25 protein-coding genes and 1 pseudogene are annotated in these 25,596 nt (G+C 65.7%); 17 read left to right on the plus strand and 9 right to left on the minus strand.

What is annotated here, in order from left to right; genetic code table 11:
• Window positions 1–32: 32 nt before the first annotated feature.
• Window positions 33–2,051, minus strand: a complete 2,019-nt coding sequence (locus ACZI8W_RS22810; protein WP_463370799.1) for a maltotransferase domain-containing protein — start codon at window positions 2,049–2,051, stop codon at window positions 33–35.
• 240 nt (window positions 2,052–2,291) lie between these two features.
• On the opposite strand from ACZI8W_RS22810, the gene glgP reads away from it, so the two are divergent.
• The 3 genes and pseudogenes from glgP (at window position 2,292) to ACZI8W_RS22825 (ending at window position 5,839) form a co-directional block, all read left to right on the plus strand.
• On the plus strand, window positions 2,292–4,868 hold the full coding sequence (glgP, locus tag ACZI8W_RS22815; protein ID WP_463370800.1) for an alpha-glucan family phosphorylase: 2,577 nt from the start codon (window positions 2,292–2,294) through the stop codon (window positions 4,866–4,868).
• A gap of 122 nt (window positions 4,869–4,990) precedes the next feature.
• Window positions 4,991–5,104 (plus strand): annotated as a pseudogene (locus ACZI8W_RS22820) (type IV toxin-antitoxin system AbiEi family antitoxin domain-containing protein); the annotation flags it as partial.
• A gap of 144 nt (window positions 5,105–5,248) precedes the next feature.
• The gene (locus ACZI8W_RS22825) at window positions 5,249–5,839 is read left to right on the plus strand and encodes an endonuclease domain-containing protein (RefSeq protein ID WP_463370877.1); all 591 of its coding nucleotides are present in this window, start codon (window positions 5,249–5,251) and stop codon (window positions 5,837–5,839) included.
• 51 nt (window positions 5,840–5,890) lie between these two features.
• On the opposite strand, the gene ACZI8W_RS22830 is transcribed toward ACZI8W_RS22825, so the two are convergent.
• Genes ACZI8W_RS22830 through ACZI8W_RS22840 form a run of 3 tightly spaced genes read right to left on the minus strand, consistent with a single transcriptional unit; the run spans window position 5,891 to window position 9,865 of the window.
• Complete coding sequence (locus ACZI8W_RS22830; RefSeq protein WP_463370801.1) at window positions 5,891–7,921, minus strand: ATP-dependent DNA helicase; 2,031 nt, start codon at window positions 7,919–7,921, stop codon at window positions 5,891–5,893.
• Window positions 7,922–7,946: 25 nt separating this feature from the next.
• Window positions 7,947–8,522, minus strand: coding sequence for a nicotinamidase (locus ACZI8W_RS22835; protein ID WP_463370802.1), 576 nt, complete (start codon window positions 8,520–8,522; stop codon window positions 7,947–7,949).
• A 5-nt stretch (window positions 8,523–8,527) separates the two neighbouring features.
• Window positions 8,528–9,865: a nicotinate phosphoribosyltransferase gene (locus tag ACZI8W_RS22840; protein WP_463370803.1), complete on the minus strand. Its 1,338-nt coding sequence runs from the start codon at window positions 9,863–9,865 to the stop codon at window positions 8,528–8,530.
• A gap of 69 nt (window positions 9,866–9,934) precedes the next feature.
• Here ACZI8W_RS22840 and clpS point away from each other — a divergent pair, with 69 nt between their 5' ends.
• From clpS to ACZI8W_RS22895, 11 genes are all read left to right on the plus strand, one after another.
• A complete protein-coding gene (gene clpS / locus ACZI8W_RS22845) occupies window positions 9,935–10,270 on the plus strand; it encodes an ATP-dependent Clp protease adapter ClpS (protein WP_463370804.1) in 336 nt (111 codons plus the stop codon).
• Window positions 10,271–10,296: 26 nt separating this feature from the next.
• Window positions 10,297–10,875: an oxidative stress transcriptional regulator AosR gene (aosR, locus tag ACZI8W_RS22850; protein WP_463370805.1), complete on the plus strand. Its 579-nt coding sequence runs from the start codon at window positions 10,297–10,299 to the stop codon at window positions 10,873–10,875.
• A complete protein-coding gene (locus ACZI8W_RS22855; protein ID WP_463370806.1) occupies window positions 10,872–11,951 on the plus strand; it encodes a P1 family peptidase in 1,080 nt (359 codons plus the stop codon). The genes aosR and ACZI8W_RS22855 overlap by 4 nt, the downstream gene beginning before the upstream one ends.
• Before the next feature lie 46 nt (window positions 11,952–11,997).
• Window positions 11,998–12,621 (plus strand): rhomboid family intramembrane serine protease, encoded by a 624-nt coding sequence (locus tag ACZI8W_RS22860; protein ID WP_463370807.1) that lies wholly within the window; start codon window positions 11,998–12,000, stop codon window positions 12,619–12,621.
• A 128-nt stretch (window positions 12,622–12,749) separates the two neighbouring features.
• Window positions 12,750–13,511 (plus strand): cyclic nucleotide-degrading phosphodiesterase, encoded by a 762-nt coding sequence (locus ACZI8W_RS22865; RefSeq protein ID WP_463370808.1) that lies wholly within the window; start codon window positions 12,750–12,752, stop codon window positions 13,509–13,511.
• A 33-nt stretch (window positions 13,512–13,544) separates the two neighbouring features.
• The gene (gene rph / locus ACZI8W_RS22870) at window positions 13,545–14,330 is read left to right on the plus strand and encodes a ribonuclease PH (protein ID WP_463370809.1); all 786 of its coding nucleotides are present in this window, start codon (window positions 13,545–13,547) and stop codon (window positions 14,328–14,330) included.
• Window position 14,331: 1 nt separating this feature from the next.
• Entirely contained in the window at window positions 14,332–14,952 is a 621-nt protein-coding gene (gene rdgB / locus ACZI8W_RS22875) for an RdgB/HAM1 family non-canonical purine NTP pyrophosphatase (protein ID WP_463370810.1), read from the plus strand.
• A gap of 98 nt (window positions 14,953–15,050) precedes the next feature.
• On the plus strand, window positions 15,051–15,755 hold the full coding sequence (locus tag ACZI8W_RS22880) for a DedA family protein (protein WP_463370811.1): 705 nt from the start codon (window positions 15,051–15,053) through the stop codon (window positions 15,753–15,755).
• The gene (locus ACZI8W_RS22885) at window positions 15,748–16,827 is read left to right on the plus strand and encodes a sensor histidine kinase (RefSeq protein ID WP_463370878.1); all 1,080 of its coding nucleotides are present in this window, start codon (window positions 15,748–15,750) and stop codon (window positions 16,825–16,827) included. The genes ACZI8W_RS22880 and ACZI8W_RS22885 overlap by 8 nt, the downstream gene beginning before the upstream one ends.
• Window positions 16,815–17,465 carry a response regulator gene (locus ACZI8W_RS22890; RefSeq protein WP_463370812.1) on the plus strand — a complete coding sequence of 217 codons (651 nt, stop codon included), beginning with the start codon at window positions 16,815–16,817 and terminating at the stop codon, window positions 17,463–17,465. The genes ACZI8W_RS22885 and ACZI8W_RS22890 overlap by 13 nt, the downstream gene beginning before the upstream one ends.
• A 96-nt stretch (window positions 17,466–17,561) precedes the next feature.
• Window positions 17,562–17,927, plus strand: a complete 366-nt coding sequence (locus tag ACZI8W_RS22895) for a hypothetical protein (protein WP_463370813.1) — start codon at window positions 17,562–17,564, stop codon at window positions 17,925–17,927.
• A 1-nt stretch (window position 17,928) separates the two neighbouring features.
• Here ACZI8W_RS22895 and ACZI8W_RS22900 read toward each other — a convergent pair whose 3' ends face one another.
• Both ACZI8W_RS22900 and ACZI8W_RS22905 read right to left on the minus strand, forming a co-directional pair.
• Window positions 17,929–18,360 carry an ATP-binding protein gene (locus ACZI8W_RS22900; protein ID WP_463370814.1) on the minus strand — a complete coding sequence of 144 codons (432 nt, stop codon included), beginning with the start codon at window positions 18,358–18,360 and terminating at the stop codon, window positions 17,929–17,931.
• A gap of 30 nt (window positions 18,361–18,390) precedes the next feature.
• The gene (locus ACZI8W_RS22905; RefSeq protein WP_463370815.1) at window positions 18,391–18,780 is read right to left on the minus strand and encodes an STAS domain-containing protein; all 390 of its coding nucleotides are present in this window, start codon (window positions 18,778–18,780) and stop codon (window positions 18,391–18,393) included.
• A 158-nt stretch (window positions 18,781–18,938) separates the two neighbouring features.
• Here ACZI8W_RS22905 and ACZI8W_RS22910 point away from each other — a divergent pair, with 158 nt between their 5' ends.
• From ACZI8W_RS22910 to ACZI8W_RS22920, 3 genes are read left to right on the plus strand one after another with little or no spacing between them, the layout of a single operon-like run.
• Window positions 18,939–20,132 carry a PP2C family protein-serine/threonine phosphatase gene (locus tag ACZI8W_RS22910; protein WP_463370816.1) on the plus strand — a complete coding sequence of 398 codons (1,194 nt, stop codon included), beginning with the start codon at window positions 18,939–18,941 and terminating at the stop codon, window positions 20,130–20,132.
• Window positions 20,129–21,868 carry a sensor histidine kinase gene (locus ACZI8W_RS22915; RefSeq protein WP_463370817.1) on the plus strand — a complete coding sequence of 580 codons (1,740 nt, stop codon included), beginning with the start codon at window positions 20,129–20,131 and terminating at the stop codon, window positions 21,866–21,868. The genes ACZI8W_RS22910 and ACZI8W_RS22915 overlap by 4 nt, the downstream gene beginning before the upstream one ends.
• Window positions 21,865–22,305 (plus strand): response regulator, encoded by a 441-nt coding sequence (locus ACZI8W_RS22920; RefSeq protein WP_463370818.1) that lies wholly within the window; start codon window positions 21,865–21,867, stop codon window positions 22,303–22,305. Before ACZI8W_RS22915 ends, ACZI8W_RS22920 begins: the two co-directional genes overlap by 4 nt.
• 23 nt (window positions 22,306–22,328) lie before the next feature.
• Here ACZI8W_RS22920 and ACZI8W_RS22925 read toward each other — a convergent pair whose 3' ends face one another.
• The 3 genes from ACZI8W_RS22925 to ACZI8W_RS22935 form a co-directional block, all read right to left on the minus strand.
• Complete coding sequence (locus ACZI8W_RS22925; protein WP_463370819.1) at window positions 22,329–22,706, minus strand: DUF3817 domain-containing protein; 378 nt, start codon at window positions 22,704–22,706, stop codon at window positions 22,329–22,331.
• Window positions 22,703–23,119 carry a transcriptional regulator gene (locus ACZI8W_RS22930; protein ID WP_463370820.1) on the minus strand — a complete coding sequence of 139 codons (417 nt, stop codon included), beginning with the start codon at window positions 23,117–23,119 and terminating at the stop codon, window positions 22,703–22,705. The genes ACZI8W_RS22925 and ACZI8W_RS22930 overlap by 4 nt, the downstream gene beginning before the upstream one ends.
• 114 nt (window positions 23,120–23,233) lie before the next feature.
• Window positions 23,234–25,588: a sulfatase-like hydrolase/transferase gene (locus tag ACZI8W_RS22935; RefSeq protein ID WP_463370821.1), complete on the minus strand. Its 2,355-nt coding sequence runs from the start codon at window positions 25,586–25,588 to the stop codon at window positions 23,234–23,236.
• Between the last annotated feature and the right edge of the window lie 8 nt (window positions 25,589–25,596).

Below are 25,596 nucleotides of genomic sequence, written 5' to 3' on the forward strand. Positions count from 1 at the left end.
CTGCCGGGGCTCTGGTGACGACGGCGATCCGGTCACGGCTGCCTCCTGTACGCGAGCGTCGTGCGGGCGGGGATACCGATCGGTGGTAACACCAGAATGTGCGCCACAGCTCGCCACGGCTCGAGTCTCACGAAATTGGCCTGTCCCCAGTGGTACTGCTCACCACTGACTTCGTCGTAGACCGGCAGGTGGTCGTGCCAATCGTGTCCGATCGCGGGCATGTCGAGCCAGATCGTGCCCTCCTCCGCGGCATACGGATCGAGGTTGACAATGGTGAGCACCGTGTCGCCGGTCGTCGGATCGAACTTCGAATATCCGATCAACGCGTCGTTGTCGATGTGGTGGAACGTGATGTTGCGGAGTTGCTGCAGCGCCGGATGCGCCCGTCGGATCCGGTTCAGCTCGGTCAGCCACGGTTCGAGGGATTCACCGCGACGCCGGGCCTCGTCGAACCGTCGTGGGCGCAGCTGATACTTCTCCGAGTCGAGGTATTCCTCGCTACCGGGTCGCAGCGGCACATGCTCGTACAGTTCGTAGCCCGAATACACACCCCACGTCGGCGCCAGGGTCGCGGCCAAGGCCGCTCGCAGCGCGAACATTCCCGGCCCGCCGTGCTGCAACGACTCGTGAAGGATGTCGGGGGTGTTGACGAACAGATTCGGCCGAGCTTCGTCGGCCTTACTCGCGATCTCCAACCCGAACTCGGTGAGCTCCCACTTCGCGATCCGCCACGTGAAATACGTGTAGGACTGTGCGAATCCGCGGCGTGCCAGACCGTACATCCGTGCGGGCCGGGTGAACGCCTCGGCGAGGAACACCACGTCCGGATCGGTCTTGTGGACCTCCTCGATCAGCCACTCCCAGAAGTCCGGTGGCTTGGTGTGCGGATTGTCGACCCGGAAGATGCGCACCCCCGTGGTGATCCAGTGCCGGACGACACGCAGAACCTCGCTGTAGATGCCGTCGTGGTCGAGATCGAAATTGATCGGGTAGATGTCCTGGTACTTCTTGGGCGGATTCTCCGCATACGCGATCGTTCCGTCGGGCAGCACCGTGAACCATTCGGGGTGCGACTGCGCCCACGGGTGATCCGGTGCGCACTGCAACGCGAGGTCGAGCGCGACCTCGAGGTCGAGTTCCCGGGCGCGCGTCACGAAGTCGCGGAAATCGTCAACGGTGCCCAAGTCGGGGTGGATGGCGTCGTGGCCGCCTTCGTGAGAGCCGATCGCCCAGGGCGACCCGACGTCGTCGGATCCGGCGACCAACGTGTTGTTCGGACCCTTACGGTTGACTCTGCCGATCGGGTGGATCGGCGGCAGATACACCACGTCGAATCCCATGGCGGCGATGCGCGGAAGGTCGGCGGCAGCCGTCGCGAAGGTGCCGTGTCGTGGGGTGCCGTCGTCATTCCAGCCTCCCGTCGAGCGGGGGAAGAACTCGTACCACGAACCGAACAGCGCGCGGCGTCGCTCGGCGATCGTGGTGTAGGCACGCCCACGGGTGACGAGTTCGCGCAGCGGGTGCGCGCGGAGGATCTCGGTGACGTCGGGGGAGTAGGCGAGCGCGACACGTTCGGGCAGGGCGCGGTGCGACCGTAGGGCCGCAGACACAGCCAGAAGGGCAGGGCGGCTGCCTTTGGGAGCCGCCTTGGCGGTGCGCTCGAACAGTTGGGCGCCGATCTCCAGATCGTTGGCCAGATCCTCCGGACCCTGACCGACGTCGATTTTCGTTTCGACGGCGTGTCGCCACGTAGCGATCGGGTCGCTCCAGGCTTCGATCCGGTAGGTCCATCTGCCCGAGCTGGTCGGGGTGAACACCGCGTTGAACGTGTCGGGTTCGTAGCCCGGTGCCATGGGGATCCGCACGAGCTTCCCCATGGTTTCGGGGTCGGCAGCCGGGCCGCGCACCGCCAGAGTTGTCGCGAGGGCGTCGTGGCCCTCGCGCCACACCACGGCAGAGACGGGAACGACCTCGCCGACGACCGCCTTGGTCGGATACCTCCCGCCGTCGATCGCGGGTCGAACGTCGTCGATGGCGAGACGACCTGTCACGTGTTCTCCGTTCGCTGAGGCGGGCGGGGCCCGCGCCGAAATGAACCGTGGGTGTTCGTCCACAACCCTATTCCAGGTACCGGCAGAGTTCCGAGCATGCAGTCGGCCGTGGAAGCAACGACGGGCCCGCGAGGTCCCATCGGGAGCTGTCACGCGTGTCGAACGGGTCCCCGGCAGGGAGCTACCGGCACCGACTCCACATCCGTCGCATCTCCAGAGAACCTGGGTAGGATTCGCGGAGTGAAAGCCTTGCGTCGGTTCACCGTCCGAGCCCATCTGCCCGAGCCGCTCGCCGCGCTGGAGGCACTGACAACCAATTTGCGCTGGTCCTGGCACGCGCAGACCCAGGATCTGTTCGCATCCATCGACCCTGAGTTGTGGGTGAAGGTCGACGAGGATCCGGTCCGCCTGCTCGGTGAGATCGCCCCGTCGCGTCTCGATGCGCTGGCGACCGACAGCGACTTCCTCGCTCGGCTCGAAGCCGCTGCCGCTGACCTCGACCACTATCTGACGCGCCCGGCCTGGTATCAGCTCCAACGGGAACGCGGCACCGCCCTGCCGAAGGGGATCGCCTACTTCTCGATGGAGTTCGGTGTCACCGAGGTCCTTCCGAACTACTCGGGCGGACTCGGCATCCTCGCCGGCGACCACCTCAAGGCCGCCTCGGATCTCGGACTCCCGCTCATCGGTGTCGGACTGCTGTACCGCTCCGGCTACTTCAAGCAGTCGCTGAGCGCCGACGGCTGGCAGCTCGAGCACTACCCTTCGTACGACCCGCAGGGCCTTCCGTTGCGTCTGCTCACCGAGTCCGACGGTACGCCCGCGCTGGTACGCGTCGATGTGCCCGGCGCCCGCACCCTCGATGCGCGGGTCTGGATCGCGCAGGTGGGTCGGGTGCCGCTGCTTCTGCTCGACTCGGACATCGCGAGCAACGACGAAGACATGTGCCGGGTCACCGACCGCCTGTACGGCGGCGGCCAGGACCACCGCATCAAGCAGGAGATCCTCGCGGGCATCGGTGGGGTACGGGCCGTGCGCGCCTACACCCGCATCCACGGGTTGCCCGACCCCGAGGTGTTCCACATGAACGAGGGCCATGCAGGGTTCCTCGGAGCGGAACGAATCCGCGAACTCGTGACCACCACCGGTCTGGACTTCGACGAAGCCCTCGCTGCGGTGCGGGCCGGAACGGTGTTCACCACCCATACTCCAGTACCCGCGGGCATCGACCGCTTCCCGATCGATCTCGTCCGGCACTACTTCGCAGGCCCCAACGGCGAGAACGAGTCGGCGCTGCTGCCCGGCCTGACCGTCGACCGGATTCTCGCGCTCGGTCGTGAAGACGACCGCCACGTGTTCAACATGGCTCACCTGGGTCTGCGACTCGGGCAGCGATCCAACGGCGTGTCCAAGCTGCACGGTGAGGTCAGCCGCACGATGTTCGAGGGGCTGTGGCCCGGATTCGATGCGACAGAGGTGCCGATCGGGTCGGTGACAAACGGAGTTCACGCTCCCACGTGGGCGGCCCGCGAATGGTTCACGCTCGCGAATCGGCTCGCCGGACCGGACCGCGTCGAGGAAGCCCGCGGCTGGGAATTGCTGCAGGCCGTGGACCCGGCCGAACTGTGGTCCACCCGCAATGTCCTGCGCGGACAACTCGTCGACGAGGTTCGACGTCGCCTGCACAACTCGTGGCTCGAACGCGGCGCCACCGAGGCCGAACTCGGCTGGATCGGCACCGTCTTCGACCCCGACGCACTCACCGTGGGCTTCGCGCGCCGCGTGCCCACCTACAAGCGCCTGACGCTGATGCTGCGCGACCCGGATCGGTTGCGCGCTCTGCTGCTCGATGAAGAACGGCCCGTGCAGCTCGTCGTCGCAGGCAAGAGCCACCCCGCCGACGACGGAGGCAAGGGCCTGATCCAGCAGATCGTGCGATTCGCCGACCAGCACGACGTGCGGCACCGCATAGTTTTCCTGCCCGACTACGACATGTCGATGGCCCGCTTCCTGTACTGGGGGTGCGACGTGTGGCTCAACAACCCGCTGCGTCCGCTCGAAGCGTGCGGAACATCGGGCATGAAATCTGCGCTCAACGGCGGCCTGAACCTGTCCATCCGCGACGGATGGTGGGACGAGATGTTCGACGGCGAGAACGGGTGGGCCATCCCCACCGCGGATGGCGTCGACGATGTGCGACGCGACGACCTCGAAGCCGGAGCGCTGTACGAACTGCTCGAGCGTTCCGTGCTGCCCCGCTTCTACGATCGCGACGATCGCGACGTGCCCACCCGATGGATCGAGATGGTGCGCCACACCCTCGAGAAGCTCGGGCCCAAGGTCCTTGCCTCACGTATGGTCCGCGACTATGCCGTCGACTACTACACACCCGCTGCGGAAGCGGCGCGAGTGGTCGTCGCCGACGATTTTGCGGGGGCCAAGGCCCTCGCTGACTACCGGCACCGCATCGACTCCGCCTGGCCGGCGGTGAGGGTCGCGCAGGTCGACAGTCACGGTCTGCCGGAAAGCCCCGTCATCGGCTCGAGCCTCGGACTGATCGCACATGTCCAACTCGGTGGCCTGACTCCCGACGATGTGCAGGTGCAGGCGGTGTTCGGCAAGGTCGGCTCGGACGACACACTCAGCGACACCGTGACGGTGCCGATGAAACACTCGGGGGCCGATCCCCTCGGAGAGGAATTCACCGTCGACGTGCCGCTGCCGCTGTCGGGGGCGGTCGGATACACCGTCCGGGTGCTCCCGCATCACGACCTGATGGCAACCCCTGCCGAGTTCGGTATGGTTGCGCTGCCGTAAGCCGAGGAAGTGTGGATCCGAGCCCGGAATCCGGGCTCGGATCCACACTATTTTCGGGCGGGAACCTGATCGGCAGCGACTGCGTCGAACAGGTTATGAACCCGAGAGTGATTCACGAGATCATGGCGCGACAGGACGGCGTCATCACCCGCGACCAAGCACGCGCGCACGGAGTCAGTACCTCGGCGATCGACCGTAGGGTCCGATCGGGTGAATGGCGAACCCTCGGAAACGGTGTCTACCTACGTGCAGACCGCCCGCACACCGCGGCGGTTCGTTTACGGGCATCGGTTTATGGCGCAGGTCCGGGCGCAACTGCATGGGGGCCGAGTGCGGCATGGTGGCACGGGCTCTGCGAACGTCCCCCCGCACGCGCTTTCGTGACGATTCCGCAGCACCGAACACTCGGGCGCGGTCGTGAGGTCACGCTTCGTCGACGCGACCTCGACGAGCGCGACGTCGTCACCGTCAGGTCGTTGGTTGTGACCTCCTTGCCCTTGACCGTTCTCGAGGCTGCGGTCGCACTGCCGGACGGCTCGGTGCTCATGGACCGCGCGTTGCAACGACGTACCTCGTTGACCGCGCTGGAAGCAGCGCACGTCCGAAACTCGGGTCGCCGTGGTGCTCGATCGGCTCACCGGTTGTTGTGCGTCGCTCGTGCCGGGGGACATTCCGAAGCCGAACGTGTTCTGTACCGGTTGCTGCGCGACGCCGGCCTCACCGGGTGGCGCGCGCACGCCATGAGTTGCGGATTCGAGATCGATGTAGTGTTCGACGATGCACGGGTCGCTATCGAGGTCGATGGGTGGGCGTGGCATCGCGATGCACACCGGCACCGCCGTGATGCAGACAGGCAGAACATCCTGGTCAATGCGGGGTGGCACGTCCTGCGGTTCACGTGGCATTCGCTCACCCAGGAACCCGACGAGGTCGTCCGGCAGATCCGGGCGGCCCTGAACCGTTCTCGGTGAGCAAATCGTGTGGATCCGAGCCCGGAATCCGGGCTCGGATCCACACTTTCGTCAGCTGGTGAGCCGGGTGAGGGACTTGCGCACGATCTCCGGGTCGGTGGTCTCCCAGAATGGCGGTAGCGATGCCCGCAGATAACCGCCGTAGCGGGCTGTGGCCAGGCGTGAGTCGAGTACGGCGACGACCCCGCGATCGTCGGTTGCTCGCAGCAACCTTCCGACACCCTGAGCCAGGAGCAGCGCGGCGTGGTTCGCGGCGACGGCCATGAAACCGTTGCCACCCCGGGATTCGACGGCACGCTGCCGGGCCACCAGCAGCGGATCGTCGGGGCGGGGGAACGGGATCCGGTCGATGAGGACCAGCGAAAGAGACCGGCCGGGTACGTCGACGCCCTGCCACAGTGACAGCGTGCCGAACAGCGACGTCGCTTCGTCTGCCGCGAACTTCTCGACCAACGCACCCGTGGAATCGTCGCCCTGGCACATGATCGGGGTGGCCACTCGGTCGCGCAGAGCTTCGGTCGCGGTCTTCGCTGCACGCATCGACGAGAACAACCCCAGGGTACGGCCACCCGCAGCCGTGACCAGCTCGGCGATCTCATCGAGATGCGACGACGCGAGTCCGTCGCGGCCGGGTGGCGTGAGGTGCTTCGCGATGTACAGGATTCCGGACTTCGCGTGGTCGAACGGGGATCCGACGTCGACGGCATTCCACTTCAGCTCACTCCCGTCGGCGGGTGGTTCGACTCCGGACGCGGCCGCGGTCTCGCTACGCGACGGTGCTTGCGGGGGGAGCCCCCAGTTGACGGCCAGGCCGTCGAACGACCCCCCGACCGTGAGCGTCGCCGAGGTGAGCACCACCGTCGACTCACCGAACAACCGCGACCTGAGCAGCCCCCCGACCGACAGCGGTGCAATTCGCACCGTGCGGCGCACATTGCCGCGGAACTCGTCGGCGGACAGCCACACGACATCCTGGCGTTGCGCGGGATCGGGCTGTTCGAACGTGGTCAGCGCCCGGACCGCGCAATCGTGCACGTCGTCGATCTCGGCGAGCGCTTGGCTGCGGGCAGCTGCAGCTTCGGGATCAGTGCCCGGCTTGGCCGGACCGATCGCGGTGTGAACCGTCCACGCGGCATCGCGGATCGACGCAAGTGCAGCCGCAGCACCCTCGGGCATCGAATCCCACCGGGCGGCCGGAAGCTCCTCGAGTAGCGACTCCCAATTCTCGGCGGCACCCTCGAGCCGGTCGACGTCCTCATCTTCGACCAGCTTGACGCAGCGCCGCGCGGCTGCGGAGATGGTGCTGCCCGACAACTCGGCGGTCGCGACACCGGTGACCCGATCGACGAGTTCGTGCGCCTCGTCGATGACCACCACGTCGTGTTCGGGCAGGATGGCGATCCCCGTGATGGCGTCGATCGCGAGGAGGGCATGGTTGGTGACGACCACGTCGACCTGCGACGCTTCAGCGCGTGCGATCTCGGCAAAGCAGTCGTCGCCGACCGGGCAGCGTGCTTTGCCGAGGCATTCGCGGGCGGTGACGCTGAGCTGACGCCACGATTGATCGGAGACGCCGGGAGAGAGGTCGTCGCGGTCGCCTGTGTCGGTGGTCGACGACCATTCCGTCACGCGTCGCACCTCGCGGCCGATACGTGAGAGCGTGAACGCGTCGAACAGCTGGGCCTCGGCCGGTGCCTCCTCTGCGAGACCCGTGTGAATCTTGTTCAGGCAGAGATAGTTTCCGCGGCCCTTGAGAATTGCGAAGCGCGGCCGACGGCCGAGGGTCTCTGCGAGGGCCTCGGCGAGCCGCGGGAGATCGCGGTCGACGAGCTGGCGCTGCAGAGCGATGGTCGCGGTGGACACCACCACGGTCCGGCCGGTCTGCACCGCGTACCGGATGCTCGGCACGAGATACGCGAGCGACTTGCCGGTGCCGGTGCCCGCCTGCACCGCGAGGTGCTCACCGGTGTCGATGCAATGCGCCACCGCGGACGCCATGGTCAGCTGAGTGCGACGCTCCTTTCCGCCCAGAGCGTGCACCGCCGTACGCAGCAATTCGGGGACATCCGGGAGTTCTGGCACCGGGCCAGGGTAGCGGGACCCACCGTCAGGTTTCGGCGCCCACCCATGCGACCAGGTCGACACCTGCGCTACGCATCCGATCGAGCGCGGACTCGATGGTCGCGTCGGCAACGCCCGCGGTGTAGGGCAGCAGTACCCGCGTCCCGAAGTTCGCCTCGACGGCATCCAACGCCGTCGCGCGCACACAGTGATCGGTGGCGATTCCGACGATGTCGACATCTGTCACGCCGCGCTCGCGCAGCCACTGCGCAAGAGACTGCCCCGCATCGTCGACGCCCTCGAAACCCGAGTACGCGGCCTCATAGGCACCCTTCGAGAACACCGCTTCGACTCGCGACAACTCCAGATCCGGATGGAACCGGGCACCGGCGGTGTCGGCAAGACAATGTGGTGGCCAGGTATCGAGGAAGTCGGGATCGTCCGAGAAGTGCGCACCCGGATCCACGTGATGGTCGCGTGTCGCGACGACATGAGAGTAGTCGTCACCCCGCTCGGCGAGGAAACGCGTGATGGCGGACGCAACCGCGCTACCGCCACTCACTGCGAGAGCACCGCCCTCGCAGAAGTCGTTCTGCACATCGACTACCAGCAGTGCTCGCATCGACCTCACCTCCCGGTTGCCGCAGTCACGAAACGAGTGGGTATCGCCGGATCTCCGGCCGATATCGTCAGTCCCTCCCACGGCAGACTCACCATCGACTTCTTCAGGTTCTCCCTACTGTCTTCCAGGGTAGGGAGACCGGGAACCGGCTCGCCACCGCGGACCAGCGGAACCACGAGTTCCGTCGCGGTGCGACCCGCTCCGGTGGGCACCTCCAGGTGTTCGGGGTAGACGACCTCCTCGACGACAGTGCCGGTACTGCGCGCGTACCGCACCGCGCGCTTCGCACCGCCGCGCGATTCCTTGGCCGTACTGCGCTTCTCGACCGGTATGCCGTCGACCTCGACGAGTTTGTAGACCATGCCTGCGGTCGGTGCACCCGAACCCGTGACCAGCGATGTCCCGACCCCGTACGCATCGACAGGTTCGGCACGCAGACCCGCGATCGCGTACTCGTCCAAGTCGCCGGACATCACGATCTTCGTCCGCCTGGCGCCGAGGTCGTCGAGCTGCCTGCGCACCTGACGTGCCAGCACCCCGAGGTCCCCGGAGTCGATCCGGACACCACCGAGATCGGGACCCGCCACTTCGATCGCCGTCGCTACGCCCTGGGTGATGTCGTAGGTGTCCACGAGCAGAGTCGTATCGACACCGAGCGACTCGATCTGACTGCGGAATGCCGACGCCTCATTGCGGCCGTGCGCAGTGGTGTGCAGCAGGGTGAACGCGTGGGCGGCCGTCCCGGCGGCGGGAACCGCGTGACGCCGCGCCGCTTCGAGGTTCGAGGTCGAATCGAAGCCCGCGAGATACGCCGCGCGGGACGCAGCCACCGCAGCCTCCTCGTGAGTGCGGCGCGAGCCCATCTCGATCAGGGTGCGCCCGTCGGCCACGCTGACCATGCGCGCCGCGGCGGACGCGATAGCGCTGTCGTGATTGAAGATCGACAGCGCCAGCGTCTCGAGGAGCACACATTCGGCGAACGTGCCGCGGACGGACAGAATCGGCGAGCCGGGAAAATAGAAGTCGCCCTCGCGGTAGCCGTCGATATCGCCGCTGAACCGGAAATTGCGCAACCACGCTACGGTCGACGGTTCGAGGAAGTCCGCCGCAACGGCGAGCTCGGCGTCGCCGAACCGGAACGCGGGAAGCGCCTCGAGCAGTCGCCCGGTACCGGCGACCACCCCGTACCGGCGACCGGCGGGAAGCTTGCGTGCGAACAACTCGAAGACGCAGGGGCGATCGCCGGAACCGTCGGCCAGCGCGGCTTCGAGCATCGTCAGTTCGTACTTGTCCGTGAACAGTGCGGTGCTCACCGGCTTCGTGCCGGTGAATGTGACAGCCATCCGCTCACTCTAGAGCGAGCACGATGCCGGTGGGTTTTTCGAGTCGTGAGAACGCCGTACTCTGGATGCATGGCGCCGTGTTCCAGGACAACCCCCCTCGACGTCCGCCTGATCACCGCGGGTCAGGCCATGCCTGCCGAAGCGGAAGTCGTCGAAGAAATCGAGGCGGTCGACCGACCGTGGGTGACAGTCGTGTGGGACGACCCCGTCAACCTCATGCACTACGTGACCTTCATCTTCCAGAAGCTGTTCGGCTACAGCAAAGCCAAGGCGACCGAACTCATGCTCGAGGTGCACAACGAGGGCAGAGCCGTTGTGTCGAGCGGATCCCGTGACAAGATGGAACACGACGTGCAGCGTCTACATGCCGCAGGGCTGTGGGCCACGATGCAACGGGACGAATAAGGCGCCTACAGGAGGATCCGACCGACGTGCGGCAGTGGACCCGGAAGAACTCGCTGAGCGGCCCCAAACTTCGATCGGAGATGGACGGCCACGAAGCCTCCGTCCTGCGCTCCCTCGTCGCCTCGGTGCTCGGGATGCTGGAGGACCGATCCGCACAGGCACCTCGGGACGATCTTGCCGAACTCACCGGGCTGCGCACAGGTAACTCCACCCCACCCGAGATTCCGGCCCTCGAACGACTGCTCCCCAATTTCCACCGACCCGACGCGGACGCCTCCGTCAACGCCGACGACGAGGCAGGCGACCTCAACGGTGCACTCCGAAGCCTCCACGAACCGAGCATCATCGACGCGAAGCTGGCTGCCGGTGCCGTCATCCTGCGGACCGTTCCCGAAAAGGGCGGAAAGGTGGTCCTCAACCCGGAACAGGCCGAATCCTGGTTGTACGGGCTCAACGACGTGCGGCTCGCGCTGGGCACCACCCTTGGCATCGACACCGACACCCCCGAAACCCTCGACGAGGACGATCCCCGCGCACCGCATCTCGATGTCTACCACTGGCTGACCTGGATGCAGGACTCCCTCGTTCAGGCGTTGCTGCCGTGACGCCGGGACCTACGGATTCCCTCCTCGACGTGGCGGGCCTGCGCGTCGGCCACTGGCAGCAACTCGACGACCACGTCACTGTCGCCGGTGAACAACCCGGAACCGGCGCCGCCACCGGCTGCACCGTGATCCTCACGGACCGGCCCACAGTCGGTGCGGTCGATGTGCGCGGCGGCGGGCCAGGCACCCGCGAAACCGACCTGCTCGATCCGAGCCACTCGGTCCGGCACGTCGACGCTGTCCTCCTCACCGGGGGAAGTGCCTACGGCCTGGCCGCCGCAGACGGCGTGATGCGCTACCTCGAGGAACAGGGCCGCGGTATCCCGATGGGTGCGCCCGGCGCCGTGGTGCCGATCGTGCCCGGCGCCGTGATCTTCGATCTGCCCGTCGGGCACTGGCACACCCGGCCCACCGCCGAAGGCGGATACGCGGCCGCCGCGGCGGCCACCGACACGGCACTCCCGCGAGGATCCGTCGGTGCCGGCACCGCCGCGCGCGCGGGAGTGCTCAAGGGAGGAATCGGAAGCGCGAGTATCCGGCTGGGAGACGGACCGGCTGCGGGGGCCACCGTCGCCGCGCTGGTCGTGGCGAATCCTGTCGGGTCGGTCTTCGACCCCGCCACCGGATTGCCGTGGGCGACGACCACGACCCGAGCACCCGACCCCGGCCTCACCGCCCCGGACGCTGCCGAACTCGCCGCCGCCAACGCGCTCGGAGACAAGGGCACTGCGCTGAACACGACCATCGGCGTCGTCGCAACCGACGCGCGGCTGTCCAAAGCTGCGTGCCGCCGGGTTGCCGTGGCCGGACACGACGGTCTTGCCCGGGCGATCAGGCCGGCACATTCGCCCCTCGACGGCGACACGCTCTTCGCCCTGTCCACGGGCGCCACCGACCTCCCCGTGCCGGACGGCGTGCCCGACGCATTCCCCACCGACCTACCGATATTGGCGGCCGTCTGCGTGGCGGCGGCGGACGCAGTCGAACGCGCCATCGCCGACGCAGTCCTGTCCGCCGAGTCGGTCGCAGGAATCCCGTCCTACTTCGACACCTTCCCGTCCACTCGGATGCTGTGACCACGACAGACCCACACGTCACTCGGACAGACGTCACAATGGACGCATGACCATCCCGACGGGTACCCCGCCAACCGAACGACCGACGTGGCTGCGGTCCGGACTGTGGATCGGCGGCTTCGTGGCCTTCCTCTACGTCGTCGAGATCGTGGATCGGATACTGCCTGCCAACCTCCAGTCGGCCGGGATCGAACCTCGCACCGGTGACGGACTGTGGGGCATCCTGTTCGCGCCCATCTTGCACGGCGATTGGACACATCTGACCGCCAACACGGTGCCCGCACTCGTTTTGGGCTTCCTGGTCCTGCTGTCGTCCGGCGTCACCCGCGGCATCGCGGCGACCGTAGTCATCTGGGTGGTCGCCGGTGTCGGTACCTGGTTGTTCGCCGGCTCCGGCGAGAACCACATCGGTGCGTCGTCGCTCATCTTCGGGTGGTTGACCTACCTGATCATCCGGGGGATCTTCACCCGCAAGGGCGGACAGATCGTCCTCGGGCTCGTCGTTCTGTTCTTCTACGGCGGACTGTTGTGGGGAGTTCTGCCCAGCGACCCGTTCGTGTCGTGGCAAGGTCATCTCTTCGGGGCGATCGGTGGGGTCGTCGCGGCATGGCTGCTCTCGTCCGACGCGCGCCGTGCTCGAGCGGTGAAAGCGGCGGATCCGCTGCGCTGAACTCCGCGACCGGCGTCACGTCCGAACCGTGTGCCGATCCGTGGGTCACAGCATTGTTGTAACTGTGAGTCCACCCCGAAATCGGACGTCGGCTTCATCGACGACCTTCGGCATGGCAGCATGACCCTATGCGCATGACCGTTCTGGGGTGCTCGGGCAGTGTGGCCGGGCCGGATTCTCCCGCATCCGGGTATCTGCTCACCGCGCCCGATACCCCGCCCCTGGTCATCGACTTCGGTCCGGGAGTGCTCGGGGCCCTGCAACGTCACGCCGATCCCGGTGAGGTGTCTGTACTCCTGTCCCACCTCCACGCGGACCACTGTCTCGACATCCCCGGCCTCCTCGTGTGGCGCCGCTACTCCCCGAACGCCCCCACCGGGAGGGTTCCCGTATACGGTCCGGCAGGTACCGAGCAACGCCTCGGTGTCGCCTCGGCGGAGGTGGCGGGGGAGATCGACGACGTCTCCGACACCCTCGACATCCGACGCCTGAGCGACGGCGGGACGTTCAAGTTCGGTGCGCTCACCATCAGCTCCACCAAGGTCAACCATCCTCCGGAGGCGTACGGTTTCCGGATCACCAGCGACTCCGGCCGCACGATCGTCTACACCGGCGACACCGGCATGTGCGATCAGGTCGTCGAGCTCGCCCGCGGCGCCGACGTGCTGCTGTCCGAAGCGTCCTGGACTCACGCGCCAGGAGCGCGCCCCGAAGGAATCCACCTGTCGGGTACCGAGGCGGGGCAGGTCGCTGCCCGTGCCGGAGTCGGCGAACTGTTGCTCACCCACATCCCACCGTGGACGTCTCGCGAAGATGTCATAGCGGAGGCAAAGGCCGAGTTCCACGGTCCGGTGCATGCAGTGACCTCCGGAGACGTCTACCGCATCTGAGTCGTTTCGTTCGCATCCCCTAGGCTCGTCCGGGTGACGACACGAGCAGATGGCAGGGAAGACGACCAACTCCGCAACATCAAGATCACCCGAGGGTTCACCGACCACCCCGCGGGTTCGGTCCTCGTCGAATTCGGACAGACTCGTGTGATGTGCACCGCGAGCGTCGAAGAAGGGGTACCGCGGTGGCGTCGAGGTTCGGGTCTGGGCTGGCTCACTGCCGAATACGCGATGCTGCCCGCCGCCACGCACACCCGTAGCGGCCGCGAATCAGTGAAGGGCAAGGTCGGTGGCCGCACCCAGGAAATCAGTCGACTCGTCGGCCGCTCCCTGCGTGCGTGCATCGACCTCGCCGCCATCGGTGAGAACACGATCGCCTTGGACTGCGACGTCCTGCAGGCAGACGGAGGAACCCGCACGGCTGCCATCACCGGTGCCTACGTGGCCCTCGCCGACGCGGTCACCTGGCTTCGAGCGGCAGGTCGCCTTGCCGATCCGCAGCCGCTGTCGTGCCAGATCGCGGCCATCAGCGTCGGTGTCGTCGACGGTCGAGTCAGGCTCGACCTCCCGTACGAGGAGGATTCGCGCGCCGAGGTCGATATGAACGTCATCGCCACCGATACGGGCACCCTCGTCGAGATCCAGGGCACCGGCGAAGGCGCCACTTTCCCGCGTACGACGCTCGACAAACTGCTCGACTCGGCGCTCGGTGGCATCGAGGAACTGTGCCGCATCCAGCGCGAGGTCCTCGAACAGCCGTATCCCGGTGTCCTGCCGGAACCCACCGCCGAGCCGGCGAAGAAGAAGTTCGGTGCCTGACGTGGCCACACGAGTGCTCGTGGCAAGCCGGAACGCGAAGAAACTCCGGGAGTTGCAACGGGTTCTCGACGGTGCGGGCATCGCCGGGATCGAACCCGTCGGTCTCGACGCTGTTCCCCCCTACCCGGAAGCCCCCGAGACCGGCGCGACGTTCGAGGAGAATGCTGCGGCGAAGGCTCGTGACGGCGTGCTGGCGACAGGGATGGCCTGCATCGCGGATGATTCCGGACTCGAAGTCGACGCTCTTCGCGGCATGCCCGGAGTGCTGTCGGCGCGGTGGAGCGGCACACACGGTGACGATGCTGCGAACACGGCGCTTCTTCTCGCCCAGTTGAACGATGTGCCCGACGAGCGTCGGGGCGCCGCCTTCGTGTCGGCCTGCGCGTTCGCTGTCCCCGACGGCGACACCGTCGCCGTCACCGTGGTGCGCGGCGAGTGGCGTGGCGCGATCGCACATGCTCCTCGGGGTGAGAACGGGTTCGGCTACGACCCCGTTTTCGTGCCCGAAGCGGAGGGCCGCACCGCGGCGCAGCTCAGCGCCGAAGAAAAGGATGCCGCGTCGCACCGGGGTCGCGCACTCGCTCAGCTGGTGCCTGCGCTTGCTGCGTTCGCGAGCAGGTGACCGGGGAGTCCGGGGTGCGGTAAACCGCACCCTGGACCTTCGATTCTGTCCGGAAACCCCCAGCGACGTGCAGGTTTTCGGTTCCTAGTGTTGAATTCATGAACCTGGAACCCAAGTCCTATCTCGCCGCGACCTCTGAACTTGACGGTGTCGCCGGGGTCGCTGTCGACCTGATGGAGAAGCTCGGCGCGATCGGTGCCGGCATCGCGGTGGCGGCCGAGAATCTGTTTCCCCCGATCCCGAGCGAAGTGATCCTGCCCCTCGCCGGATTCGCTGCGGCTCGAGGGGACCTGTCTCTGATCGGAGCGTTGGTGTGGACCACAGTCGGTTCGGTGGTCGGCGCACTGGCCCTGTATCTCGTCGGTGCCGTCCTCGGACGCGACCGGATGTACCGCCTGGTCGACAGGCTCCCGCTCGTCCACGCCGGCGATCTCGCCCGCAGTGAGCATTGGTTCGAGCGCCACGGCACGAAAGCCATCCTGGTCGGCCGCATGATCCCGATCGTGCGGAGTCTGATCTCGGTGCCGGCCGGTGTGGTCCGGATGCCGGTCGGTCTGTTCGTGGTGCTGACTGGCGTCGGCAGTGCGCTGTGGAACTCGGTGTTCGTCCTCGCGGGTTACAGCCTGGGCGAGAACTGGCACGTTGTCGAGGAGTACGCATCGATGCTGCAGAAACTCGTCATCATCATTGTGGTCGTCGCCGGTGTGGTCTTCGGGACCCTGCGTGTTCGGCGCGGCACCACGAAGCCTGCCCGTCGTGACGTGACGATGCGGGTAGCCTCGCGCCGTGACCACGATGCGTGATGCTCGACCCGTCGTGCGGGCTCTGCGGGCGGTGTTCGGCGCGCTCCTCGGCGCCGGCACCGCTGTTTCGGGCGCCGCAGCGGGAACTCCGACGGCCACAGCGCGCCGTGCCCGCGACGACAGAGAACGGCTGGTCAGATGGTTTGGAGTAGCCGCCGTCCGTGAACTTCCCGACCGGGACCCCGTCCGCTATTTCAGGCGCCGTTGTATCTATGCGCCCGCTACGGGTGTCGTGCTCGTCGCCGGTCTCACGGTCACGCTGGTCTATTCGTTGTGGGCGCTCCTTCTGCTGGTCACCGCACGCATCCCGGTGGTGGACGGGGCGGTGTCGCTCGGTGTGGGTGTGGTTGCGGTTTATCTGCTGCTCCGGCTTGCGATCGTGGCGGGCAAGTGGGATACCGGACTCGCGCTTCGATACCTCGGGGACGACACGACGCGAGCCCGTCTGCGCGAACTCGAACGGACCCGCGCCGACGTCATCGCGGCCATCGACGATGAGCGACGTCGGATCGAACGTGCACTCCACGACGGTGTGCAGCAGCGCGCAGTGGTGCTCGCGCTGGACCTGGGGCGTGCACGAAGGTCCGCGGAACGCGGAGGCCATGACGACCTGACGGCAGCATTGGATACCGCTGTCGGGCAGTCGCAGGAGCTACTCGCCGATTTGCGCGATGTCGCGTGGCGCATCTACCCCGCAGCACTCGACGAGCATGGGCTCGCGGAGGCACTGAAAGCGTTACCCTCGCACACGGCGCTCCCCATCGACATCGATGTGGCCGTCGAACGCGAACCCGCACGAGACGTGTCGGCCGCCGCGTACTACGTGTGCGCCGAGGCGGTAACCAATGCGACGAAACACTCAGGCGCGCACAGAATCTCCGTCAGGGTGATGGCCGGTCGTGATCACGTCACCGTCACTGCTACCGACGACGGTCGTGGAGGGGCGGATCCCGGCGGAATCGGACTGACCGGCTTGCGGCGACGTGTCGCAGCCCTCGACGGGGCCTTCCGGGTCGACAGTCCGGACGGTGGTCCGACGGTAGTGGAAGCGAGGATCCCGTGCGCATCGTGATCGGGGAGGACTCGACGCTGCTGCGTGAGGGACTCGTGCGTCTGCTCGCCGACGAAGGCCACGAGGTGACGGCCGCGGTGGGCAGCGCCGTCGAAGTGCTGCGCGCAGTGGATAACGAGCCACCTGATCTGGTTCTCCTCGACGTGCGCATGCCCCCGACGTTCACCACGGAAGGACTTGACGCCGCGCTACATCTCAAGACGGAACGGCCGGAACTCGGCGTGCTGGTGTTATCCCAATATGTCGAGCAGCGAAACGCTGTGCAGTTGCTGACCACAGGAATCGGTGGCGTCGGGTACCTGTTGAAAGACCGTGTCGCGCATATCGACACGTTCCTCACGGACCTTGTACGTGTCGCATCGGGGGGCACGGCCTTCGATCCGGAGCTTGTGCGTCGACTGTTCGCGCGCGACAAGGACGACGATCCACTCGCCGCGCTGACGCCGCGCGAACACGACGTGCTCGAACTCGTCGCGAGGGGGTTGACGAATGCCGGTGTCGCCGAGCAATTGTCGATGTCCGTCAGTGCCGTCGAGAAGCACGTGAACGCGATCTTCGGAAAGCTCGACCTGCCTCGCGATACAACACAGAGCCGTCGGGTGCGTGCCGTGCTCCTCTATCTCGAGAAGACCCGCTGAACAGATAGGCGATCCTCGTCATCTGGCGCGAACAGATTCCCGACTGGAACTCCTGGAGAAGGGCGCACGCGCATTCCGGGTGGGACGCACTACCACGTGGTGCTGGTGCAGGACGACGTCACATCCGCGGGCGCTGCCCTGTCACGCGCACTCGTCGACGGCCACCGCACTCTCGACCTCGGGAAGCACCCGGGCCTCCTCGGCCGGTACGAGTGGCTGCGCCTGCTCAGCATGCTTCGGTTCTTCCTCAGCAAACGAGGACTGGACGATCTGGGACTGCCGTCGGTCCCGCCTGCGGTGGTGTTACCAGTCGTGGCGGCGAACATCGTGAAACCGGTGTTGATCAAGCGAACATCGGAGGGGCGCCGGTTCCTCGAGTATCTCGGCGACCGGGCCGCGCGCCGCGAACTCCGCTCGAAGTCCGGACGCGAACGCGCCGATGTCGGGAAACTCGAGATCTGATTCAGAGCGACCAGCGCATGGCGACGTGAGTTCCGGCCTGACTCGGCGTCACCACCATCTCTGTGGACAGGCTGCGCATCAGGGTGAGACCGTGGCCGCGAGATCCGTATCCGGTTCGATCCAAGACATCGCGCCACCTGCCATGATCGGCGACAGTCACCTCGAGGTGCCGGTCTTGAGGTCGGTAGACGGCCTCGAGGTCCACCGTGGCAGATGGGTCGTTCGCCGAGTAGGCATGTTCGACGGCGTTCGCCATGGCCTCATAGCTCGCCAGCACCACGTCCTGTTCGTGTTCGGGCCCGAGGTGCAGATTGCCCAGCCACTGCTGCATCGAGCGGCGTACCCCGGCGATATCGGACGGATCCGCACGTACCCCGTGGAAAAAGATTCCACCGGACTCGAACGACGCAGACCCTGATGGGTGAGTCGGCATGGCTCCCTCTGTTCGTCGAGACGGGCAGCACTATTCCGGCGGTGCTGCCGGTTCGCCGCTCAACGCGGAAAGAGCATCGTCGAGTTCCGGATGGATCGCAAGGACCTCTCCCAGACCGAGAAGCTCGAGCGGTCGTGCGGTGGCATTCCCGTTTGCCACCACCGCGAATTCGACGCTGCCGGCGGTGCGCTTCGACAACTCCACCAATAAGGCCATACCCATTGATGCGAGAAAACTCACCTCGGTGAGATCGACGATCAAACCGGAGGGGCTGTCGGTGGTGAGCAGGCCGAGGGCCTGTTCCTCCAGCAGCGGTGCGCTGGAGAGATCGACATCCCCGCGCACGGACAACACCGTGACAGACCCCGACCGTGTCGTCGACAGGCCCATGTGGGGGTGTTCCGTTGATCGTTCATTCACAGGGACCATCATGCAAGATCACTCCGAAGGATGCGAGCGTGCCCGGTTGTGAGGTCGTCGCGCAGGCATGAGGACACGCCAGTGGGTAGTGTTCCGCGAGGGTGTCGGCGTGAAATGCCGATTCCCGGGGGCCGCCGTGATCAGGAGGAACGACCGCCGTGGATGCGCAACGACCGGGGGAAGGGGCGAATGCGCCGTTGCTGTTGCTGATCGAGGACGACGCCGGCGACGCGCTGCTCGTCGAAGAACTCGTCGCCGACAGCGCCCCGGACATGAAGGTCGTGTGGGTACAGTCGCTCGCCGAGGCCCGCGACACACTGACCGAGAGCACACCCGACTGCGTGCTGCTCGATCTCCACCTCCCGGATGCCCACGGTGTCGAAGCCGTCGCCCGGGTACAGGACTACGCCGAAACCGTACCGATCGTCGTGCTCACCGGCCTCGCCGAGGAACAGACCGGGCTTGCCGCGGTGGCTGTCGGTGCACAGGATTACCTCGTCAAAGGCAGGGTCGAACCCGAGTTGTTCGGTCGTGCCGTGCGGTACGCGATCCAACGTAAACAGGCAGAACAACATGCTGCGGCGCTCCAGGCGAGCGAATTGCACGCGCAGGAGAATGCGAGACTTGAACGAGGTCTGCTGCCGTCGCCACTGCTACGCGCGAACGATGTAGAAGTCGTGGCCCGATACCGTCCGGGCCGTGCATCTGCGCTGCTCGGCGGAGACTTCTACGACGTCGTCCAAACCGACGACGGTGCGGTGCACGCACTCATCGGGGATGTTGCCGGGCACGGCCCCGACGAAGCGGCCGTCGGTGTTGCCCTACGCATCGCGTGGCGCACACTGGTCCTGAGCGGCATCGTCGGCGAGCAGCAGATGCAGAAGCTCGAGGAGATCCTTCTCGCGGAACGGGCGGAGGATCGCGTTTTCGCCACCGTGACGACCATTGTCATGGCGCCCGACCGGACCGGTGTATCGGTGATACGAGCGGGGCATCCGGGGCTGCTTCTGCGTTCCGGGCATGCGGTCGAGTGGGTCGAAGCACCTGGTGGTCCTGCACTCGGGCTGATCCCGGGTGCCGCCAACTGGCCCCTCCACGCCTTCGAGCTACCTCCGGAAGGTGCGCTCGTGTTGTTCACGGACGGGCTGTTCGAAGGACATACCGGCGCCGGGCGCGAACGCCTGGGCGAGTTGGGCCTTCTGGAACTCGCGCGCAACGGCGGGCGTCTCGAATCCGACGAGTTCGCCGACGCGCTCGTGCGTGATGCCGAGAAACTCGCCGAGGCGCACGGCGGTCTGGCCGACGACGTTGCACTGGTGCATGTGCGATGGAACAGGACCACGAACCGATGACCGACCCGAGCTCCGGCGATCGCAGTTCGTCCGCGTACGATCGGCCACCACTGCGTGATCGTGCACCGCTGCGTGATCGTGCACCGCTGCGTGATCGTGCACCGCTGCGTGATCGTGCACCACTGCGTGATCGTGCACCACTGTGGTCGCGACTCACCGTACGAGGATGGGTGATCCTCGTTCTGGGACTGGTGATCGTGGGGGTCAGCGTCGCCGCCATCGTCGGTGCGCGCTCGTTGAGCCGCACAGTGGAGGTGTCCAACTATCTGCGTGACGTGATCCAACCCGCGGAGATCGAGGCCGGTCGTCTGCAGAGCGCACTCCTGAATCAAGAGACCGGCGTGCGGGGATACATTACTTCTGCCGACCCTGCCCTGCTCGAGCCCTATAGAGTAGGTCGCGAGGAAGAAGCTCGCGCAGCCGCGGCGTTCCTTTCGCTGATCGAGAAACAAGAAGCGGTACCGGGTGTGAACGAACGGCTGATCGCCGACGCCCGAGCAATCGACGACGCGGCGAATCAATGGCGCGAACTGTACGCGGTTCCGCTGATGGACTCGGTCGTGCCCGGGGAACCGCGCGCGGTGGACGTTGCCGTCACCGAATCGGGCGCGTCGGCATTCGATCAGCTGCGACAGCTGTTCGAGGTCCAGGCCTCGGATCTGGCGGATGCGCGAGACGATGCCGGTGCCGTCCTCGACGACGTACGCTCCATGCGAGACCGCTTGTTCACCACCATGATCGTGGTGTTCCTCCTCAGCGGTATCTGCGTGGCGCTGCTGGTTCATTCCCTCATCGTCCGTCCGCTCACTCGGCTACGAGAGGAAACCCGCAAGGTCGCGGCCGGAAACTTCGGTCAGCGCATCAGCGTCGACGGCCCCAGCGACATCCGCGCACTCGCCATCGACGTGGACGGAATGCGGGCACGTCTCGCACACGAACTGGATGTGTCGAAAGAACACCACGCTCAGGTGGAAGCACAGGCGATGGAACTCAGCCGATCCAACGCCGAACTCGAGCAGTTCGCCTACGTCGCATCGCACGACCTGCAGGAACCACTCCGCAAGGTCGCGTCATTCTGCCAACTCCTCGAAAAGCGGTACGGCGACCGGCTCGACGAGCGTGGTCACCAATACATCGCCTTCGCGGTCGACGGCGCCAAACGAATGCAGGTCCTCATCAACGATCTGCTCACATTCTCCCGCGTGGGCAGGGTAGGCGACACGCACGTCGCCGTCGAACTCGATCGGTCGCTCGACTCGGCACTCGGTAACCTCTCCGAATTGATCGACGAAACCGGAGCGGAGATCGAGCGACCCACGGGGTTGCCGGAGATCACCGGCGACCCCACATTGATGAATATGCTGTGGCAGAATCTGGTGGGCAATGCGATCAAATTCCGGAAGCCGGATCGGGCTCCTGTTGTGCGGATCGCGTCTGAGCAGGTGGGTGAGGGCGCTGGCGCAAACTGGCAGATCAGCGTCAGCGACAACGGCATCGGCATCGCCGAGGAATTCGCCGAGAAGGTATTCGTGATCTTCCAGCGCCTCCACGGTCGCGAAGCATACGGCGGTACGGGTATCGGACTCGCTCTGTGCCGCAAGATCGTCGAATACCACGGCGGAGAGATCTGGATCGACCACGGATACACGGATGGTTGCCGCTTCTGTTTTACGATTCCCGTGTCGCGGGAATCCACGCCCACGACCGAGGACGCTTCCGAAGGAGCCCATGCATGACCGCGACCGGAAAGCCCATCGACGTACTTCTGGTCGAAGACGATCCCGGCGACGAGCTGATGACGCGGGAAGCGTTCGAAGACAACAAGATCGGGAACAATCTTCACGTCGTCCGCGACGGTGAGCAAGCACTCGACTTCCTGTATCAGCGTGGCGAGTATGCCGGCGCACCGCGTCCGGACCTGATCCTGCTCGATCTCAACCTGCCCAAGTACGACGGACGCCAGGTACTCGAGAAGATCAAATCCGATCTCGATCTCTCGTATATCCCGGTGGTCGTGCTGACCACCTCGTCTGCGGAGGAGGACATCCTGCGCAGCTACCGGTTGCACGCCAACGCGTATGTCACCAAACCCGTCGACCTCGACCAATTCATCAAGGCCGTCAAACAGATCGACGAGTTCTTCGTGCAGGTAGTGCGGTTACCCACACGCTGAGCACCTACAGCAGGCCCGCGGAGTCAGACTCCGAAGTCCGCCTTGACCTGCTTGGTGCGCTGATGCTCGACGTAGAACGACAGGAACGGTACGGTGCCCGCGAGCAGCGTGCCGATAGTGCGCGAGAACGGCCAGCGCACCTTGATCGACAGATCGAAGGTGAGCACGAGATAGACCGCATACACCCAGCCGTGCACGATCGCGATCCACGACGGGAGGTCCTCGATGCCGATGATGTACTTCGCGATCATCTCTGCAGTGAGGACGAGCAGCCAGACGCCGGTGGCGTACGCGAGCACGCGGTACCGCAGCAGCGCGGAGCCGATCTTCTTGCGATCAGCGTCGCTGACGGTGCGGGGAGTCGCGGCTGCCTGGTCGGACGCCTCGGGGGTGGTGCTCACTGACCGCTCCTCTCGGACCCGCGCGAGAGTTGCGCGAGGTACTCGTTGTATTCCCGGGCCTGCTTCGCCTCGAGATCGTTCGCGGTGTCGTCGGACTCGTCGATCGAGACCTTCGGGCGGCTCGGCAGAAGATCCACCGGGATCTCTGTGGGTTCCGCGCGCTTCGGTGCGTGTGTGCCATCCGGGTCGTCGGCCTGAGCTTCTTCGGCCTCGAGTTTGACGAAACGCCGATACGCGTAGATGCAGAAGAACGCGAACGCCGGCCACTGGAACGCGTAACCGAGATTCTGTCCGTTACCGCCGACCGCTTCGAAGCGTGTCCATTGCCAATACCCGAGAGCCAGGCACCCGGCCGCGGCGACGACCACCAACACGATCAGAGCCACGCGACGCGGGGGACGGTATTCGGACACAACTTCGACGGTACCTGAGCACCGCACCGACCTGCCAAGACGGACCGAGCGCCGTGGGCGAGGTCACGTGGTTTCGGCGTCTCGGTGTCGTGATGGCGCCTCGGTGTCGTGATGTCACTGCCGTGAAGTCGCGACCCGCGCAACTTCTGCGGGGTCGATCAGGTGTGAATGGTCGTCGTCGCCGACGTCGATCTGCACGACCTCGATGCGTCCGTTGAACTTACTGGCGCCGGCGTAGTCGTTGCTCACCGGCATGCCGAAATCGTCTCCGATATCGGTGGTCTCCTCTGCGGAGAAGATCATCGGTTGGGTCCTGTCGACGCGGCCGGTACCCACACTGCGGCCATCGACGTAGAGGGTGACGTCTCCGCCCATTGCGAGGCCATCACCGTCATACGCGAATTGGACGCGGATCTGATGTGTGCCAGCCGGGACGTCTTCGGTCGCGCCGACCGTGTATTCTTCGATGCCGAGAAGGTTGTAGACGAACTTCACGCGTCCATCGCGCACGTAGAGAGCCCAGCCACCGAAGCGGCCGCCCTGAGCGATCACCACACCGTTGGTGGGGCCTTTCTTCGGTGTCTCGATCGCCGCGGTTACTGAGAACGACCGGTTCTTGAGGTCGATCACGCTGTGTTCGCTGAGCCGCTTCATCCCGGGGAACAGCACCTGCCTGCTGCCCGTCACCAATTGTGGTCTGCCAGCGATGGTCGGATTGAGTCGTTCGAATCGGCGGTCATCAATGGGGAGCACGTTGTACTTCACCGCTTCGATCAACCAGAGACGTTGCAACGACGCGAGTTTGTCGGGCATATCGGCTGCGAGATCCCGTGCTTGCGACCAGTCGGTCGTGCCGTCGTAGAGTTCCCAAACATCGTCGTCGAGGGCCGGAAGCTCTTCGTTCGGCAGCCAAGGTGTGCTGTGCCGGGTGACCGCGCTCCAGCCCTTGAAATAGATCCCGCGGTTGCCGGCCATTTCGAAATACTGCAGGTCGTGCTGCTCCGGCGCGTCGGGGTCGTCGAAGGTGTACATCATGCTCGGGCCTTCGAGCGGGGATTGCTGCACCCCGTTGACGAAGGTCGGTTCCGGCAACCCGGCCGCCTCGAGCACGGTCGCCGCCACATCGATGACGTGGGTGAACTGTGAGCGGATCTGGCCCTTGCTGCGGATTCCGGCAGGCCAGTGGACGACTGCGCCGTTACGAGTGCCACCCCAGTGGGAGGCGACTTGCTTGGTCCACTGGAAAGGCGCGCACATCGCCCACGCCCACCCCACCGAATAATGGTTGTAGGCGTCCGGGGTACCGAGTTTCTCCTTCATCGCTGCCATGAACTCGGGAGTTTCGATAGCTGCGAGGCCATTGAAGTTCGCCATCTCGTTGAACGCGCCGTTGACGGTTCCCTCCGCCGAGGCGCCGTTGTCGCCGACAATGTAATAGACGAGGGTGTTGTCGAGAGCACCGAGCGCCTCGATTGCATCGACCACACGACCGACATGAAAGTCCGTGTGTTCAAGAAAGCCCGCGTAGACCTCCATCTGGCGTTCCAGAACCGGCTTGAGCACGTCGTCCATCTCGTCCCATGCAGGGATCGCCTCCGGCCGCGCGGTTAGTTCTGTGTCTGCCGGTACGACACCTCGTCGCTTCTGCTGCGCAAGAATCGACTCTCGCTGCGCATCCCATCCGTCCGCGAACCGGCCCGCGTACTTGTCCGCCCACTCTGCGGGAACATGATGCGGAGCGTGGGTCGCGCCCGGGGCGAAGTAGACGAAGAACGGCTTGTTCGGCGCGAGTGATTTCTGGGTGCGGATCCAGTCGATCGCGCGGTCGGCGAGGTCCTCGGTGAGGTGGTAGCCCTCCTCGGGACTCCTGTCCGCCTCCACAGGGACGATGCCGTCGTACAGGGCGGGGTAGTACTGGTTGTTCTCGCCGCCGATGAAGCCGTAGAAGTGTTCGAAGCCGCCCCCTCCGGTGGGCCAGGCGTCGAATGGCCCGACGGGAGACGTCTGCCATGGAGGAACCTCGTGGCACTTGCCGAACTGCGCCGTCGAATACCCGTTGAGTTTCAAGGTCATGGCCAACGGTGCCTTGGTGTTCGGTCGCAGCCCCGACGACCCGGGTGCCGACGTGGCGGTCTCGGTGATCATGCCCATTCCCACCGAGTGGTGATTGCGGCCGCTGAGCAGCGCAGCGCGGGTCGGCGCGCACAGAGCGGTGGTGTGGAACCGGTTGTACGTGAGACCGTCGCGCTGCAGACGCTCCGCGGTCGGGTTGTGCACCGGACCGCCGAAAGCGCTGCTGGCACCGAAACCTACGTCGTCGAGGAGGACCACCAGGACATTCGGTGCGCCCTCCGGAGGTAGTAGGGGTTCGATGGGTGGGAAGGCCGTGTCCGGGTCCTTCGCGTCGTACGTGATCAGTCCGAGGTGCTGCCGGTCGGGAATCGGAAGGACCTCACGTCTCTTCGTCATGGTGCGAT

Source organism: Rhodococcus ruitaii, assembly GCF_055230935.1.